Origin of the sequence: Edaphosphingomonas haloaromaticamans (genome assembly GCF_001853345.1) — a bacterium.
Lineage (GTDB): Bacteria > Pseudomonadota > Alphaproteobacteria > Sphingomonadales > Sphingomonadaceae > Sphingomonas_E > Sphingomonas_E fennica.
Genome location: NZ_MIPT01000001.1, coordinates 2,321,718 through 2,337,334, shown reverse-complemented (window position 1 = coordinate 2,337,334; position 15,617 = coordinate 2,321,718). Strand labels below are relative to the sequence as shown.

Genomic DNA, 15,617 nt, shown 5'->3' with positions numbered 1-15,617 from the left:
AGGAGCAAGGCAGATGGCTGCCAAGGAAGTGAAGTTTGCGTCGGACGCGCGTNATCGGATGCTGCGCGGCGTGGATACGCTTGCGAATGCAGTGAAGGTGACGCTGGGTCCCAAGGGCCGCAACGTCGTCATCGACAAGAGCTTCGGCGCGCCGCGTATCACCAAGGACGGGGTGACGGTCGCCAAGGAAATAGAACTGGCCGACAAGTTCGAGAATATGGGCGCGCAGATGCTGCGCGAAGTCGCAAACAAACAGAATGACAAGGCAGGAGACGGCACGACCACCGCAACCGTGCTCGCCCAGGCGATCGTGCGCGAAGGCGCCAAGGCCGTTGCCGCGGGCATGAATCCGATGGACATCAAGCGCGGCGTTGATCTGGCGGTGAACGCGGTCGTCAAGGATCTCGAAGCCCATGCCAAGAAAGTCAGCGCCAACAGCGAGATCGCGCAGGTCGCGACCATCTCCGCTAACGGCGACGCCGACGTCGGCCGCATCCTCGCCGAAGCAATGGAAAAAGTCGGCAACGAAGGTGTCATCACCGTCGAGGAAGCCAAGAGCCTGGAGACCGAACTGGAAACCGTCGAGGGCATGCAGTTCGACCGCGGCTATCTCTCGCCCTATTTCATTACCAATGCCGAGAAGCTCAAGGTGGAGCTGGATGACCCCTACATCCTGATCCACGAGAAGAAGCTGTCGAACCTTCAGGCGCTGGTGCCGTTGCTCGAACAGGTCGTGCAGTCCGGCAAGCCGCTCCTCATCATCGCCGAGGATGTGGAAGGCGAGGCGCTCGCCACGCTGGTCGTGAACAAGCTGCGCGGCGGCCTCAAGATCGCGGCGGTCAAGGCGCCCGGCTTCGGCGATCGCCGCAAAGCGATGCTGGAGGATATCGCCATCCTCACCGGCGGCAACGTGGTTAGCGAGGAACTGGGCACCAAGCTCGAAAACGTCACGATCAATATGCTGGGCCGGGCCAAGAAGGTCACGCTCGACAAGGACAACACGACCATTATCGACGGTGTGGGCCAGAAGTCTGATATCAATGGCCGGGTTGCGCAGATTCGCCAGCAGATCGAAACGACGACCAGCGACTATGATCGCGAGAAGCTGCAGGAACGTCTTGCAAAGCTCGCGGGTGGCGTCGCGGTCGTCCGTGTCGGCGGCTCGACCGAGGTCGAGGTCAAGGAAAAGAAGGACCGCGTCGATGATGCGCTTCATGCGACCCGCGCCGCGGTCGAGGAAGGCATCCTGCCGGGCGGCGGCATCGCGCTGCTGCGCGCGCTGAAGGCACTCGACGGGCTGAAGGCGGCGAATGATGATCAGCAGTCGGGCATCGACATCGTCCGGCGCGCATTGCGCGCGCCTGCGCGCCAGATCGCCGACAATGCCGGCGAAGACGGTGCCTGGATCGTCGGCAAGCTGCTCGAAGGCGACGACTATAACTGGGGCTTCAATGCCGCGACCGGTGAGTATGAGGATCTCGTCCAGGCGGGCGTGATCGACCCGGCCAAAGTCGTGCGCACCGCATTGCAGGATGCGGCCTCGGTTGCTTCGCTGCTCATTACCACCGAAGCGCTCGTCGCCGAACTGCCGAAGGACGAGAAGGCATCGCCCGCCATGCCGGCGATGGATTTCTGAGAAAAGGCGGGGCCGGCTCCGCGCCGGCCCCAAACGCGATTCCAGAGATGAAGCGGGCTCCGCGTGGCAGCGCCTTTTTCGCATGGGAGACTTGGTCGTGAACCGGGGATCGGCATCATCCGGGCGTTCGCGGAGCTTCGCGCTCGCGCTTCTCGCCATCTGCGGGCTTGGCGGTTTTGCCGGTGGCGCCGCGATGACCATACTGTTCGAACAATGGGAAGCGCAGGCCGCCGCCGGGCCTCTGCCCGTTAGTACGGTTCCTCTCGATCAGCTCACGCTGGCGCCGCTCGTCAGGCAGGTGTCGCCGGCAGTGGTCAACATCGCCGTTCTCCAAGCGTCGCCCCATCTTCAGAATCCACTGCTGCGCGATCCCTATTACCGTCTGTTCATGGGTGTTCCCGACGAAGCGCTGGCGCCGCGCGTCTCGGCAGGGTCAGGGTTCGTTGTCGATGCGGCGCGCGGACTGGTGGTCACCAACCACCATGTGATCGCCAATGCCCGCGCCATCGCGGTAGGCATCGGTGATCGCAGGGTCGAAGCCGAGTTGATAGGCAGCGATCCGCGCACCGACCTTGCGGTGCTCAGGATCCCGGCGCGCGACCTGCGCCAGCTTCCGCTGGCCGAGGCGCGACGCACCGAGGTCGGCGACTATGTCGTGGCCATCGGCAATCCCTTTCAAGTCGGTCAGACCGTGACGTCCGGCATCGTCAGCGCGATCCGCACCTCCTCTGACGGCCGCTATCGCTATGTGCAGACCGATGCGCCGATCAATCCGGGTAATTCCGGCGGGCCGCTCATCAACATGCGCGGCGAGGTGATCGGCGTGAACAGCGCCATCATCACCCCGGGCGACGGCAATGTCGGCATCGGCCTTGCCGTACCGGCGGATGTTACCCGCACCGTCGTGGAACAGCTTACGGGGACGAAACTGCCCACATAGATGGTGGATAACTCAAGCGCATCAAATTGAAATGCGCAGGTAAATTGACTCTTGCTAGTCTCTAGAGGGGAAAACAGTGGGTTTCGAGCCTGATCGTGGTCAATGTAAGCGAAGGAAGCAAGAGCCCCATCCATGTAGCCGCTGAACCGATGGCGGATAGCGGAACGTGCAATTGGCATGGGAAGACGGCTTCGTTCGCGCTTCCCAATACGACGCCCAGCATGCGAATGGCACATTCTGGTTAATGTCTTAAAGCCATGGTCATGGCCGATACGCTCACTCCCTCCGCCCGAAGCGAACGCATGGGTCGTGTGCGCGGCCGCGATACCAAGCCAGAGATGGTCGTCCGTCGCCTGATCCACGGCGTGGGCTATCGTTACCGCCTGCAGGCCAGAGACCTGCCCGGTCGTCCCGACATCGTGTTCCGCAAGCGCAAGAAGGCAATTTTCGTTCACGGCTGCTTCTGGCACCGGCATCCTGATCCATCCTGCAAACTCGCACGGCTGCCGAAAACTCGTCTCGACTTCTGGCTTCCCAAGCTCGAGGGTAATAGAAAGCGGGACATCGCTAATGTGAAGCGGCTCGAGGAAATGGGATGGCAAGTCCTTCTTGTCTGGGAATGTGAGTTGCGCGATAGGGAACAATTAAAGAACGTGCTGCGGCGATTCATCGAGGGGGACACATGAAGGCGATCGAACTGTTCGCTGGCGCCGGAGGGCTGGGACTTGGCGTGGGACGCGCCGGGTTCAAGGCCGTCGACGTGGTCGAATGGGATCGCTGGTGCTGCGACACGCTGCGCGAGAACCGCGCGCGAGGTTCGAGCATCATCCGTCATTGGCCCGAACCGCGCGAGGGCGATGTGCGGGGCTTCTCGTTCTCGGCGTTCGAGGACAAGGTCGATCTTGTGACCGGCGGGCCACCCTGCCAGCCTTTTTCCCTGGGCGGGCGACATAGGGCGCACCAGGATCATCGTGACATGTGGTCGGAGGCGGTTCGCGCGGTGCGCGAGACGCGTCCAAGCGCCTTTATCTTCGAGAACGTCAAGGGCCTCACGCGCGCGACATTCCAGACCTATTTCTCCTATATCTATCTGCAACTTTCCTATCCCGAGATCACGCTTCGCGATGGAGAGAACTGGATCGACCATCGCGCGCGGCTGGAGCAGCATCACACCTCCGGCGGTCGTTCTGGGTTGTCTTACAGGGTTCTGCCACCAAAGGTCTTGAACGCCGCCGACTATGGCGTTCCCCAGAAGCGCGAGCGCGTGTTCTTCGTGGGCTTCCGAAGCGATCTCGGCATCGAATGGTCGTTCCCGTTCGAGACGCACTCCCGCGATGCCTTATTGTGGGATCAGTATCGCGCTGGCGACTATTGGGATCGCCATTCCGTTTCCAAGAAAGCGAAACCCGTCGACCGCAGAGGAAGCCAGGCGGCGAGCCGCATCCGCGAGCGACCCGAGGAATTGCCGTGGCGCACCACCCGCGACGCGCTCCTGGGCTTGCCGGATCCCGAGCTCAATCCGCGCGGCTGCGCGAAATTCCCCGACCACCGGTTCCAGCCGGGCGCGCGTTCCTATCCGGGGCACACGGGCAGCCCGCTTGACGAGCCGGCCAAGACGCTGAAGGCGGGCGTCCATGGCGTGCCCGGCGGCGAGAACATGCTGCGGCGCCCGGATGGCTCGGTTCGCTATTTCACCATCCGCGAAAGCGCGCGGCTGCAAACCTTCCCGGACGATTTCGTGTTTCATGGCTCGTGGACCGAGACCATGCGACAGCTCGGCAACGCCGTGCCGGTCGATCTCGCCGAGGTGGTCGCCCGTTCGGTGCGGGAACATCTGGATATCGGCCTGGCACGAACGGCCCGTGCCTAATGACCGAGGTCTACAATCCACTCGACAAGATAAATCTCGGCAAATCCGTCGCCGACGCGCTGCTTGAGCAGCCCGTTCATCCGCTCGACGCCATTCCGGCCTTCGAGGGCGCGGGCATCTATGTGCTCTATTACCGGGGCCCGTTCCCCGCCTACGCGCCGATCGCGGCGGCGAACGCCGAGGAAGCGCGCTGGCCGATCTATATCGGCAAGGCCATTCCCTCGGGTGGTCGCAAGGGCGCGAGCCTGACCGCCAGCGCGCGGGGTACGCCGCTCTACAAGCGGTTGGCGGAGCATCGCGATACCATTCGGGAGGTGGAACATGGATCGGGCACGCTCGCCGTGGCGGATTTCCAGGCGCGCTACCTGACCGTCGACGATATCTGGATCCCGCTGGGCGAAAGCCTGCTGATCGCCCGGTTCCGGCCTATCTGGAACCGTGCGCTCGACGGGTTCGGCAATCATGATCCGGGTAAGGGCCGCTACAATGGCATGCGCCCCTTGTGGGATCATCTTCATCCCGGGCGCGGCTGGGCCACGCGCTGCGCGGCGCGGAACGAAACCATCGCCGAGATCGAACAGCGTCTCGCCGATTATCTGGCCGCGCATCCCCTCGCGGACGAGTAGGCCGAGTATCCGATGGCGAAGGCGGTGTTCACGACGAAGGTTTCGCCGGTTTACGACGACCTTCCCGAGCACCGTTATCATTTCCCCAAGACCTATCTGAACCAGGTCGAAAAGGCGGTCGGCGATTGGATCGTCTATTACGAGCCGAGGCGTTCGACGGGCGACCTTTCCAGCACGGGTGGCCGACAGGCCTACTTCGCCACCGCGCGGGTGGACCGAATCATTCCCGATCCGGTGCGTTCGGACCACTATTACGCCGAGGTTTCCAATTTCCTGCCGTTCACTCGGCCTGTGCCGTTCCGGGAAGGCGGCCACACCTACGAGTCCATGCTGGCAAAACCGGATGGCTCGACCAACAAGGGCGCTTTCGGCCGGGCGGTTCGGAACATCTCGGACCGGGAATATGATCTTATATGGCGCTCGGGGTTCGGCCATGTGATCGGCCTCGACGAACGGCCGCGTCCCGCTCCCGACGCTCCAGAAGAGCCGTGGAAGCCGACCTCGCTGGTGGCGGAAGAACGGGCGCCGTTCCGGTTCGACATTCCGGAGGAGCAAGACCGTCGCATAGTCGAGCAATTGGTCTCGCGTCCTTTTCGCGACCGGGCCTTCGCGGCGGCGGTAAAGGATGCGTATCATGACACCTGTGCCATGACAGGGCTTAAGATCATCAACGGTGGAGGGCGGTCCGAGGTTCAGGCGGCCCATATCCGGCCCATCGAACATCGAGGTCCCGACAGCGTTCGAAACGGTATCGCCCTGTCTGGCACGGTGCACTGGATGTTCGATCGTGGTCTGCTCTCGATCGATGATGATTATGCCATGTTGGTCGCCCGGGATCGCCTACCGGATACGGCGACGCGGTTGCTCAATGCGGACGGCAAGCTCCGGTTACCCGGCCGTGCCGATCTGCTCCCACATCCCAAATTTCTCGAATATCATCGTCGAGAGATCTTCAAGGGCTGAGTTGACGTCGCGAGAAACGCCAGTCCTGAACTTCAATCCAGCAATTCACCCGGCTTTACGTCCAGTGCCCTCGCGAGCCTGTCAACGACGGTAATCGTGGGATTGCGCGCACCACGTTCCAGGTCGCTGACATAGGTGCGGTGAATATCCGCGCGAAACGCAAACTCTTCCTGCGACCATCCTTTCTGCTGGCGCAGGCGACGAAGATTGCGGGCAAGGCGCTGCGTGACATCCACAGCGGAACGGTGCCGTTCATGTCGACGATCAATCTACAGACGATGAGTGACATTCGTGCTTGACTTCGCTGGGGTGAACAAGCGTCAGTCGCTGTCACTGTTCGTCGACACGAGGTAAATATGACAGCACATGATGATAGCGCGAGCGTCGCATCCCCGGCCGGCGTCCCCCGGACCATTCGCACCGACACAATCGGGAAGCACACCCTCCGGCTGGTCGCCGTCGGCAAGACGTTCGCTGGCCTGCTGATAACGGCGGGCAAGCAGAAAGCGCGTATCGATGGCGAAGATCCCGATGCGGTATGGAGAGAGCTGAAAGCGCTCGTCGGCAAGAGCAGCGACGCCTATTTCGGGTTTGAGGGGGCGCTGACCCGCTTCCGGATCTTCTTCCCGGATGGCTTCCAGTCCGCGCATTTCGACAAGAGTGAGCGCGATTACAAGCTCGAGGCGAAGCGCAGGCTCGACGAGCAGGCGCCGCTGGACGAGGCGTTGACCGGAACCGGCTATGGCGAGGCGGCGCTGGCCGCCTTCCGAGCGACAAACCTCCTGTCTCCCTATGAGAAGACCAGGCTGCAGCCGCTGCTGCGTGGGCCCGACGCCGATATATTTGTGCAGGCGGCGGCACGGTTCGCGACAGGTGACGTCGCGCAGGCGCTGGCAATGATGACTCCTGCGCTGGCCCGGCATGACTGCGCCAAATGGACGGTGGTGACATATCTGCCGTTCCTGTGGCGCCCGGAAAACCACATGTTCCTGAAACCGGTTGTCACCGGTGATTTCGCAGAGCGTGTTGGGCATCCGTTCGCCCATGAATATCAGCCAGCGCTCGACCCTGCTGTTTATTCGAGCCTGCTCGACCTCACAGAGACGACCCGCGAAAACACTAGAGTGTTGAAACCCCTGGACAATATCGATCTGCAGAGCTTCGTCTGGGTTGTCGGCGAATATCGCGAGGAATGGAGGCATGCCGAATGATGCCCGGCTCGCTTTACATGGTCGGTGCCGATGGCGAGCTCCAGCGCATGCGGCCCTCCGCACCGGAAAACGAAGATCATATGCAGATGCTGGTCGCGCGATATCCTGAGCTGATCAGCGATGGCGATGGGGAACTGCTGCTGATCCGCCGTGAGCAGGCTATCACGGACAGTGATACGGGATATGGCCGATGGTCGCTGGACCACCTCTTCGTCACCCGTGACGCGGTGCCGGTCCTCGTCGAACTCAAGCGCGCGATCGACACGCGGCTGCGGCGCGAGGTTATAGGCCAGATGCTGGACTACGCCGCCAACGCCACGGCTTACTGGCAAACTGGCAGGATCGCCGACAGCTTTGCGCAAACCGCCCTGCAGGCGGAGCAGGAGCCGGAAGAATTGTTGCGGGCCTTTCTGGGTGACGAGGATCCCGATCGGTTCTGGCAGCAGGTCGATGCCAATTTCAAGGCAGGCCACATCAAACTGGTGTTCGTCGCCGATCAGATACCTCGCGAGCTTGCCCGGATCGTCGAGTTCCTCAATGATCAGATGCGCGCCGATGTCCGGGCCGTTGAACTGCGATGGTTCGCGGGAGGCAACGGCGCCATCACTCTCAGCCCGAGGGTAGTCGGCGAAACGGAACGCGCGGCGGCGGCCAAACGCCCATCAGCGGCGCTGGAACCGGTTTCCCCGCCGGAATGGCTGGAAAGGAATCTGGCCGCGATGGGCGCTGGCGTGATTCCGGGCGCGAACATCTACATGTCCATGATCGAACGCCTTGGAGGCGCAGTGGGCATCCACCCCTCACAGGGCTCGATCTATGCAAGCTTCGTGGGCGAGGACGGGAAGATCCTCTATCCGTTCCACCTCTGGAAAGACGCCCACCTCTCATTCACCCTGCGCTTCATCCACGCGCGTGAAGGGCTGCAGGACGAGAAGGTCCGCATCGGTCTGCTGGACGAGCTCGTCGAAATCGTCGGTCCCCTGAAGACGATGAACACGAAAGGCTATCCGGCCTTTCCTGTCGCCCTTTTGACGCAGCCATCAATTGCCGCAGCAGTGGAGCAATGGATGGCGAGGGTGCTGGACCATATCCGATAATGATCCAGAGGGTGTCAGCGTCGCCGGGCCTGATCGGCCATATAGAGTAACCGGCCTGTATCGAGAGCGGCCAGGAACTGGACGACGCTGTCCACCTGGTCATCGTGCTTGCCATGCGGGAAGCTGGCAAGTTCGTCCTCGAAGGTCTGGAGCCAGGAAGCTTCGCGGGGGACCCAGATTTCTCCGCGTTCGAACTTCGGCGATTGCTGGGATGCCCTGTCTTCCTTGGAACCCTCAGGTCTCTTCGCATCAATCCATCGATGCCCGGCCCGACGGATGTTCTGGCAGAGGCTGGTCCCTGATCCTACATTTTCGACGATCACGAGGTCAGCTTTCCACTTCTCCCGCTGGGTAAGGACAGCCTGCTCAAGAGCATAAAATTCCAGGCGTTCCCGATAGACGTCCAGAAGATAGCAGTCCTTCCCGGATAGCGCCCATGTGGTGCATACACTATAATCGTTGCCGTCCTTGATATCATAGGCGGTATCCCAGGACTGGAATATGCCCTGAACTTTGCGCGCCGGTGGCCGCTCATCATAACGTGAGAGCCACTGCAGTTTGAACAAGGCGCCGCCCGGCGGCATCGGGCGCTGATTATACTGAGCCTCGAAATCCCGCTCACCCATGAGCGCCCGAAGCTGGACGATTTCTTCCTCGTCAAACCGTTCTTCATGGAGGATCTGCCCGGCGTAGAAATCGATGTAGGCGCTCTTCGACACTGAGATTTCAAGATCCCGGTCGGCGATGAGCGGTAAGCGCAGTTCATGCCAGCCACCGTGAGCAATCAGCTGACCGGGTAAGTCTTCCATGTGGAGACGTTGAGCGATGATCGCGATCTTGCCCTTCTTCGGGTTGTTAAGAGCCCGATCGGAAATTAAGTTGAGTGGTATCAGCAGGTTAGCTTGACGGCTGAGCCTGTCGTTGATTCAGGGGTTTCGCCAAAAACTGCCGTGGATTCAACGATGTGGACCGATACCACTCGCGCTCTCCATGCGCGAAGCGGGCTGGCTTTGCCAAGCGATTTGACCGATGCCGAATGGGCCTTGCTGGNGCCGCTGCTTCCGCCGGCCTCGCCTGTCGGGCGGCCNCGCNAGTGGCCGATGCGGCGGATCGTCGAGGCGATGCTGTATCTGCTGCGCGGCGGCCTGCCCTGGCGGATGCTGCCGCCGTGCTTTCCTCCGGTCTCGACCGTGCGGCACTGGNTCTNCCTGTGGCGCGACAACGGTCTGTGGCCGAGCATCNACCNCGCCCTGCTGCTGGCGGCGCGCGAGGCGCGCGGCCGTGAGGCCTCGCCCAGCGCCGGCGTGATCGACAGCCAGAGCGTGAAGACCACCGAAAGCNGCGGCCCGCGCGGCTACGACGCCGGCAAGAAGATCAAGGGACGCAAGCGGCACATCCTGACCGACACCGAGGGCAACCTCGTCCATGCCGTGGTCCACGCCGCCGACATCCAGGATCGCGACGGGGCGCCGCTGGTGCTCGGCGCCGTCGTCCGCCGGTTTCCGTGGCTGCGCCACGTGTTCGCCGACGGAGGCTACGCCGGACGCAAGCTCGAGCAGGCCCTGCGCCNCGCCAAGGACTTCGAGCAGACCGTCGCATCGGCAACCGCGTGGCTGTTCATCGCCTCGATCCAGCTCCTTACTCGCCGCATCGCAAGAGCATGAAATCAGGCCCGATAGTTTTGAATCAGACTCTGAAGAAATCCGCCTTGCCATAGCGCGCGTAAATGGCATTGAGTTCGCGGGGTGTACGCTGATCCGTGAAGTCCGCCAGCACCGTGTTCGCCTGTTCCGGCAACATGTTTGGCAGGCCGCTCGTATGCGACAGCAAGTGACGGATGCGGATGGGATCGCCCTTGTACTGCAGGTTCGGATAGTCCCCGTGCAGATATATCCGGACATCGTCGTCCAAACCCAGCCTGTGCTCCAGGACGGCATTTGCCATTAGGGTTCCCGCCAGGGTCTTGCCCAGCGAACCGATTTCGTAAAGGGTCGCATCGGTGGGAGGGCCCGGCTTCCCGGCTTCCATGTCGCCGCGATGACGGATGAATTCCTTGCCCCGATATACGACTCCGATCGAGGTCGAATGGAGCAATGGCTGCTCTATCAGAATTGCGGCGACTTCATCGATGTCCGCGCCAAGATCCTTCGCCGGTACAAGCTCGCGCGTGCAGCCAGTGGCCAAGAGCGCGGCGGACAATAGGAGGTAGTTGAACCACCGCCTGTTTTGAACAGTTATCGAAATCGCTTGCATGCGCCAGCCCTTGATTATGGTTTCCTGTTCTTCGTCGCCAGCACAAGCCAGTTTCAGAAATTGTCGCTCGCAGGTTCCAGCCATTCTACCGCGTTCAGCCTGCGGGCCACGCTCTTGCCGATCACGCCCTTGGCCAGAGGGAATACGACAGGGTGATACACAAGATGATCGCCATCGGCATTCACCATATCCGGCATGCTGCCAAGCTCGGCCTTCGCCAAACAATCGAGCAACCACAGGTTCGTGAACATCGGCCCTGGTACCGGCAGTGTTCAAGCTCGCCACATCCACCGGTCCGCCGCCTATTTGCAGCACTGCCCAAGCATGTCCAGCGCGTCACCGCGCTCTCGCTCATGCCTCAGACCATTCCAGTGGCATCCGGATCACCCCGCAAGCATCGCAATGCGCAGTTCATCGACGAGCGCGCTTACCAGATTGTTTCCAGGGCCGCGCTTGCGCGTGGCGACGATCAACGGGCGCGTCCAGTCGGCATCGACATCGATCCGCGCGAAACGCCCGCGCGCTATTTCTCGGGCGACCATCATTTCGGGCAGGATCGCCAGATGCGTGCCGCCATCCAGCATGGCGAGCGCGAACTGAACCGAGGTGGTTTCGATCTCGGATCGAAAGCGATGCACGCCCGCTGCGCGGAAGCTCGCTTCAATGTTCCGCTCGACCGCGCCGATATCCGCCCCGACCAGCCATCCCGTCGCCGGCAGGTCCGCCAGCCTCACTTTTCCCCGGCCCGCCAGATCATGGCTGGCACCCGCCACGACGATGTAGCGCACGTCGCCCAATAATTCCTCGTGCACCAGCGCATCGGACCGGTCGATCTGGCGCAGCGCCAGCACCACATCCAGCTTGCCCAGGATCAGATCCTCCAGCATCGTCTGGTAGATGCCGGCCATCACGTTCAGCCGGATATGGGGCCTCTTCTGCGTCAGCCGCGTCACCGCGGTGGCGGCCAGATCGGCCGCCGCGCTGGGGCCGACGCCCAGGCGCAGCCGCCCCTGCCTTCCCCCCAGCATATCGCCGAGATCGGCGCGGAAGCGATCCGCCTCGGCGGCGATCGTCCGCGCATGGGGGAGGAACAGCTCGGCATAGGATGTCGGCCGCACGCGCCGGCCGTCCCGTTCGAACAGGCGGACGCCCAACTGCGCCTCGAGCCTCAGGATGCTCTTGCTGATCGCCTGCTGGCTCAGCCCCAGCCGATCGGCCGCCGCAGCGAAGGTGCCGGCATCATAAGCGGCAAGAAAATGACGGATCTGGCGCGATTCCATAGGGCTCAATAGCCCAACCTTTCATTGGTCAAAAAGACAATTTGTTGTTGGAAGCGCGGCCGCCCGATCGCGATCATCGCCTCACAGAGGGAGAAGGGCGCGCATGCAGATCATCGCAGAAAAGCAGCCGATCGTCGCCGACCAGGCAGGGGTGTGGGAGGGCGAATATGTCCACCTCGACGCCGATCACAACGTCATCGATCGCCACAAATCGCGGCTCGTGTGCCGGCTGATGGACGGTGCGGACGGCGTTGCGAAGCTGAGCCAGACCAACATCTACACCTGGGCCGACGGATCGCAGGAAATCCGCTACTTCGACGGCACCTTCCAGGGCGATCGGGTATGGATCCGCAACGAGCTGATCGATGGATGGACGGGCGCCGTCAGCCTGGACGCCACCAACCGCACGATCATGGTGGGCTGGACCCGCGCCCACGAGCCCGATTTCCGTTATTATGAGATGATCACCGTCGCCGAGGACGGCGATGCCAAGAACCGCACCTGGCACTGGTATCGCAAAGGGCGGCTGTTCCAGCGGACGATCATCAACGAGGCCCGCGTGTCGCGCGACTGGCGGGCCCATGACGATCCCAGCTATTACAGCTTCCAGCCGCGGGCCGCACGATGACGGCGGCGGCGCTATCGCGGCGGAACTTGCTGGCGGCGGCGGGGGGCCTGGGCCTCACCGCCGCCGTCGGCGTTTCCGAGGCGGCATCGGCCGCGACGCCGCGGGAAAAGGCCGGCGATATCGCCCCCGCTCCCGACGGCCGCTACCCGGTGGCGCCGCTCGCCCGGGAAAGCTGGACGCTGGGGGTGGCCCAGGCCCGGTCTATCCCCGTCGACCTCGCCCGCGTCGATGCCAGCCGGCGGGACAATCTGAACCACATGATCGGCCTGATCGACGCCGCCTTCGCTTTCGGCGCCGGACCGGACCTGATGTTCTTCCACGAATTTCCGATCACCGGCTTCGGCGCGGGCTGGACGCGCAAGGACGTGCTGAAGGTCGCGATCGAGATTCCCGGCGAGGAAACCGAAGCCCTCGCCAAAAAGGCCCGCGAAAAGGGCATCTACATCGTGTTCGGTTCCTATGCCCGCGATCCGGCCTGGCCGGGGCACGCCCTCTCCATCACCACGATCATCGGCCCGGACGGCAGGATATTGGCGCGCGACTGGAAGGCCCGCAACATCAAGGGCGCCTTCGGCGGCGAGATCGAGCTGTTCACGACGACGATCTACGACGTGCTCGATCGCTTCGTGGAGATGTATGGCCGCGATGCGATCGTGCCGGTGACGCGCACGCCGATCGGCAACATCTCCACCAGTTCCGTGCAGCGCGAGCCCGAATTGTTCCGGGCGATGGCGATCAAGGGGGCGGAGGTGATCCTGCGCACCGCGACCGGTGGCTTCGTGCCGGCCGATATCGCGGTGACGTCGCTCTACAATGGCGTCTACACCGCCGTCGCCAACAACGCGATCTCGCCCGGATCGCCCTTCTTCGAGGATACCAATGCCGGCGGATCGGCGGTCTACGGGCCGGATGGCGAGCCGCTGGCGATTGCCAGATCCCCCAACGAAACATTGGTGACGGCGCGCATCCCGATCGGCGCCTTCCGGGCGCGACACCGCCAGCCGACCATCCATCCCGATCTCTACATGGACGTGCTGAACGGCTATTCGCCGCGCTTCCCGCCCAACCTCTTCTCGGACTATGTGCCCACCGATCTCAAGGATGCCGGGCGCTACCTTCGTGACAAGGGCCGCTGGCAATGAACCGGGGCGTGACGCGCAGCATCACCGGCACGATCCTTTACACCAGCGCCAAGCCGGAACGACTGGGCGCGGGGCGCGGGCGCGAGCATTTCCGCATCGACGTCCATCGCGACGGCAGCCGCACCATCGCCGCGCATGGCGAGATCGACGACGCACCCGCCGTCGTGCGGGACGTGAACCTGCGGGTCGACGCGGGCGGGCTTCCCCGCGAGAGCTTCGTGCGGATCGCCGTGGGCGGGGAGTTCCGGGGATCGGGCTGGTTCCGCTTTTCCGACACGCTGGCCGAGTGCGAGGCCTGGACCGCGATCGAAGGGCGGGTGTCGCAGAAGATGGAGCTGGCAACCCCTCTCCTCGCCTTCGGCAACCATGCGATGGTGAACGACGGCTACCTGCTGAACCTCTACGATCTTGCCCGGGGACCCGGCGTGCAGGTCTTCAGGACCATCCTGCTGTCCTCCCCCGACCATCGCGGCGCGACCGGGCCGATGCTGTTCCCGATCGACCTTGCCATCGAATTCGTCGGGCGCGAGCGGCTGAAGGTGGCGGCGGGGAAATTCGATGCGCTGCATTTCCGCTTCGTGGACATCCCCGGCCTGCCGCTCGAACATCCGCCCTACGATCTGTGGTGCACCGACGATGGCGATTATGTGCTGCTGAAGGCGGCGGTGGGTGGATATATGCAGACGGCCTACGAATTGACCGCCTACGACCGGACGGGAGAGCCGGCATGATCCTGGCCTGGCTGCTTGCGGCGCATATCGCCGTGCTGGGCTATTGGCTCGGCTCCGAATTCGTCATCAACAGCACCTATCGCTACGTCTCCTACAGCGACCGGATGCCGTTTCCCGAACGGGCGCGGCTGATGGAGCATGTGATGCATGTCGACCAGCATGTCCGCTATGCGCTGGTGTTGCAGGCGACGCTGGGCACGGCACTGGCGGCGCTTTACGGCTATGTGCCGGGCGGTGAGACAGTGGCCATCGGGGCCGGCACGATCGGAATCGTCTGGCTGGGCTTCGTCGAAGCCGTGCACAGGCTGCGCCACGCCCCGATCGGCAGGACGCTCGCGGCGATCGACCGGGCCTCGCGCTACGCGCTGATGGCACTGCTGGCGGCCATCGCGATCGGGCTTGTCGGCGGCGGCTGGCCGATGCCCCTGTGGCTGCGCTGGAAGCTCGCCCTCTTCGCCTGCGTGATGATGTGCGGCGTGGGCATCAGGCTGGCGCTGATCGCCCATTTCCGGACCTGGGCGGTGATGGCCCGCGACGGGCCGACCGATGCGACCAACGCGGTCATCAGGCGCACCTACGTGCGCGCGACGGCCATATTACTGCTGCTCTGGCTTTTCATCGCGGGGATCGCGGTGCTGAGCGTGGCAAAGCCGCTATGAGGCCGGACAGCCAATATCCCGGCATGAGAATGGATTGACCCTGATGCGCTTCCCCGTCCCGCTGATCGTCGCGATTATAGCATTGCCGCTTTCCGCCTGCGGAGACGGAAACAAGGGCGTCGGCAACGAAGGCGCCACCACCTCGCAGGCGGACAGTTCCGCACGACGGGTGCTGGCGCCCTGCGCAGCCTGCCACACCTTCAACGAAGGCGGCGGCCGGCGTGCCGGTCCCAACCTGCACGCCATCATCGGCCGCACGGCCGGAACGCATCCCGGCTTCACCTATTCGGATGCGATGAAGGAGAGCGGGATAGTCTGGACGCCGGAGACGCTCGACGCCTTCATCGCCAATCCGCACAAGCTGATCCCGCGCAGCCGCATGGCCTATCCCGGCGAACCCGATGCAGCCAGGCGCAAGGCGATGATCGAGGCGCTGGGGGATGGAGCCGAATGACCTTGCAGGCCGCCTTCCGCCCGCCATGGCGCGGTCCAGCGGGGCAGCGCAGCAAAGTTGTCCGGACATATTTACAGTTTTTGTTGATCGTGCTTACTCTTGACCTGGAGCAATGGGGAGCCAGGTG

General features: G+C 63.1%; 19 protein-coding genes. 14 read left to right on the top strand and 5 right to left on the bottom strand.

Going from position 1 to position 15,617, the window contains the following annotated elements; genetic code table 11:
• Positions 1 to 13: 13 nt before the first annotated feature.
• The 6 genes from groL (at position 14) to BHE75_RS10860 (ending at position 6,035) form a co-directional block, all read left to right on the top strand.
• Entirely contained in the window at positions 14 to 1,636 is a 1,623-nt protein-coding gene (groL, locus tag BHE75_RS10885) for a chaperonin GroEL (RefSeq protein WP_070933872.1), read from the top strand.
• A gap of 97 nt (positions 1,637 to 1,733) precedes the next feature.
• Entirely contained in the window at positions 1,734 to 2,576 is an 843-nt protein-coding gene (locus BHE75_RS10880; RefSeq protein ID WP_070935768.1) for a trypsin-like peptidase domain-containing protein, read from the top strand.
• 263 nt (positions 2,577 to 2,839) lie between these two features.
• Positions 2,840 to 3,262: a very short patch repair endonuclease gene (locus tag BHE75_RS10875; RefSeq protein WP_070935766.1), complete on the top strand. Its 423-nt coding sequence runs from the start codon at positions 2,840 to 2,842 to the stop codon at positions 3,260 to 3,262.
• Entirely contained in the window at positions 3,259 to 4,446 is a 1,188-nt protein-coding gene (locus tag BHE75_RS10870) for a DNA cytosine methyltransferase (RefSeq protein WP_070933871.1), read from the top strand. The genes BHE75_RS10875 and BHE75_RS10870 overlap by 4 nt, the downstream gene beginning before the upstream one ends.
• Positions 4,446 to 5,072: an Eco29kI family restriction endonuclease gene (locus BHE75_RS10865; RefSeq protein ID WP_070933870.1), complete on the top strand. Its 627-nt coding sequence runs from the start codon at positions 4,446 to 4,448 to the stop codon at positions 5,070 to 5,072. The genes BHE75_RS10870 and BHE75_RS10865 overlap by 1 nt, the downstream gene beginning before the upstream one ends.
• Positions 5,073 to 5,084: 12 nt before the next feature.
• Positions 5,085 to 6,035: an HNH endonuclease gene (locus BHE75_RS10860; protein ID WP_070933869.1), complete on the top strand. Its 951-nt coding sequence runs from the start codon at positions 5,085 to 5,087 to the stop codon at positions 6,033 to 6,035.
• 32 nt (positions 6,036 to 6,067) lie between these two features.
• Here BHE75_RS10860 and BHE75_RS23275 read toward each other — a convergent pair whose 3' ends face one another.
• Positions 6,068 to 6,271: a helix-turn-helix domain-containing protein gene (locus BHE75_RS23275; protein WP_084653128.1), complete on the bottom strand. Its 204-nt coding sequence runs from the start codon at positions 6,269 to 6,271 to the stop codon at positions 6,068 to 6,070.
• Positions 6,272 to 6,391: 120 nt separating this feature from the next.
• On the opposite strand from BHE75_RS23275, the gene BHE75_RS10855 reads away from it, so the two are divergent.
• Both BHE75_RS10855 and BHE75_RS10850 read left to right on the top strand, forming a co-directional pair.
• Complete coding sequence (locus BHE75_RS10855; protein WP_070933868.1) at positions 6,392 to 7,246, top strand: hypothetical protein; 855 nt, start codon at positions 6,392 to 6,394, stop codon at positions 7,244 to 7,246.
• Entirely contained in the window at positions 7,243 to 8,343 is a 1,101-nt protein-coding gene (locus BHE75_RS10850; RefSeq protein WP_070933867.1) for a hypothetical protein, read from the top strand. The genes BHE75_RS10855 and BHE75_RS10850 overlap by 4 nt, the downstream gene beginning before the upstream one ends.
• Before the next feature lie 14 nt (positions 8,344 to 8,357).
• On the opposite strand, the gene terL is transcribed toward BHE75_RS10850, so the two are convergent.
• Positions 8,358 to 9,152 carry a phage terminase large subunit gene (terL, locus tag BHE75_RS10845; RefSeq protein WP_070933866.1) on the bottom strand — a complete coding sequence of 265 codons (795 nt, stop codon included), beginning with the start codon at positions 9,150 to 9,152 and terminating at the stop codon, positions 8,358 to 8,360.
• Between the two features lie 153 nt (positions 9,153 to 9,305).
• Here terL and BHE75_RS10840 point away from each other — a divergent pair, with 153 nt between their 5' ends.
• Entirely contained in the window at positions 9,306 to 10,007 is a 702-nt protein-coding gene (locus BHE75_RS10840; protein ID WP_070933865.1) for an IS5 family transposase, read from the top strand.
• A gap of 22 nt (positions 10,008 to 10,029) precedes the next feature.
• Here BHE75_RS10840 and BHE75_RS10835 read toward each other — a convergent pair whose 3' ends face one another.
• From BHE75_RS10835 to BHE75_RS10825, 3 genes are all read right to left on the bottom strand, one after another.
• Complete coding sequence (locus BHE75_RS10835; protein ID WP_217494720.1) at positions 10,030 to 10,680, bottom strand: serine hydrolase domain-containing protein; 651 nt, start codon at positions 10,678 to 10,680, stop codon at positions 10,030 to 10,032.
• Complete coding sequence (locus BHE75_RS10830) at positions 10,650 to 10,847, bottom strand: hypothetical protein (RefSeq protein ID WP_070933864.1); 198 nt, start codon at positions 10,845 to 10,847, stop codon at positions 10,650 to 10,652. Before BHE75_RS10830 ends, BHE75_RS10835 begins: the two co-directional genes overlap by 31 nt.
• A 132-nt stretch (positions 10,848 to 10,979) precedes the next feature.
• Positions 10,980 to 11,876 (bottom strand): LysR family transcriptional regulator, encoded by an 897-nt coding sequence (locus BHE75_RS10825; RefSeq protein ID WP_070933863.1) that lies wholly within the window; start codon positions 11,874 to 11,876, stop codon positions 10,980 to 10,982.
• Between the two features lie 103 nt (positions 11,877 to 11,979).
• On the opposite strand from BHE75_RS10825, the gene BHE75_RS10820 reads away from it, so the two are divergent.
• Genes BHE75_RS10820 through BHE75_RS10800 form a run of 5 tightly spaced genes read left to right on the top strand, consistent with a single transcriptional unit; the run spans position 11,980 to position 15,490 of the window.
• Entirely contained in the window at positions 11,980 to 12,504 is a 525-nt protein-coding gene (locus BHE75_RS10820) for a hypothetical protein (protein ID WP_070933862.1), read from the top strand.
• A complete protein-coding gene (locus tag BHE75_RS10815) occupies positions 12,501 to 13,646 on the top strand; it encodes a nitrilase-related carbon-nitrogen hydrolase (RefSeq protein ID WP_070933861.1) in 1,146 nt (381 codons plus the stop codon). Before BHE75_RS10820 ends, BHE75_RS10815 begins: the two co-directional genes overlap by 4 nt.
• Positions 13,647 to 13,654: 8 nt before the next feature.
• Positions 13,655 to 14,377, top strand: coding sequence for a DUF3108 domain-containing protein (locus tag BHE75_RS10810; RefSeq protein ID WP_217494719.1), 723 nt, complete (start codon positions 13,655 to 13,657; stop codon positions 14,375 to 14,377).
• Entirely contained in the window at positions 14,374 to 15,036 is a 663-nt protein-coding gene (locus BHE75_RS10805) for a hypothetical protein (RefSeq protein WP_070933859.1), read from the top strand. Before BHE75_RS10810 ends, BHE75_RS10805 begins: the two co-directional genes overlap by 4 nt.
• A gap of 43 nt (positions 15,037 to 15,079) precedes the next feature.
• Positions 15,080 to 15,490 carry a c-type cytochrome gene (locus BHE75_RS10800; RefSeq protein WP_070935764.1) on the top strand — a complete coding sequence of 137 codons (411 nt, stop codon included), beginning with the start codon at positions 15,080 to 15,082 and terminating at the stop codon, positions 15,488 to 15,490.
• Positions 15,491 to 15,617 lie beyond the last annotated feature (127 nt).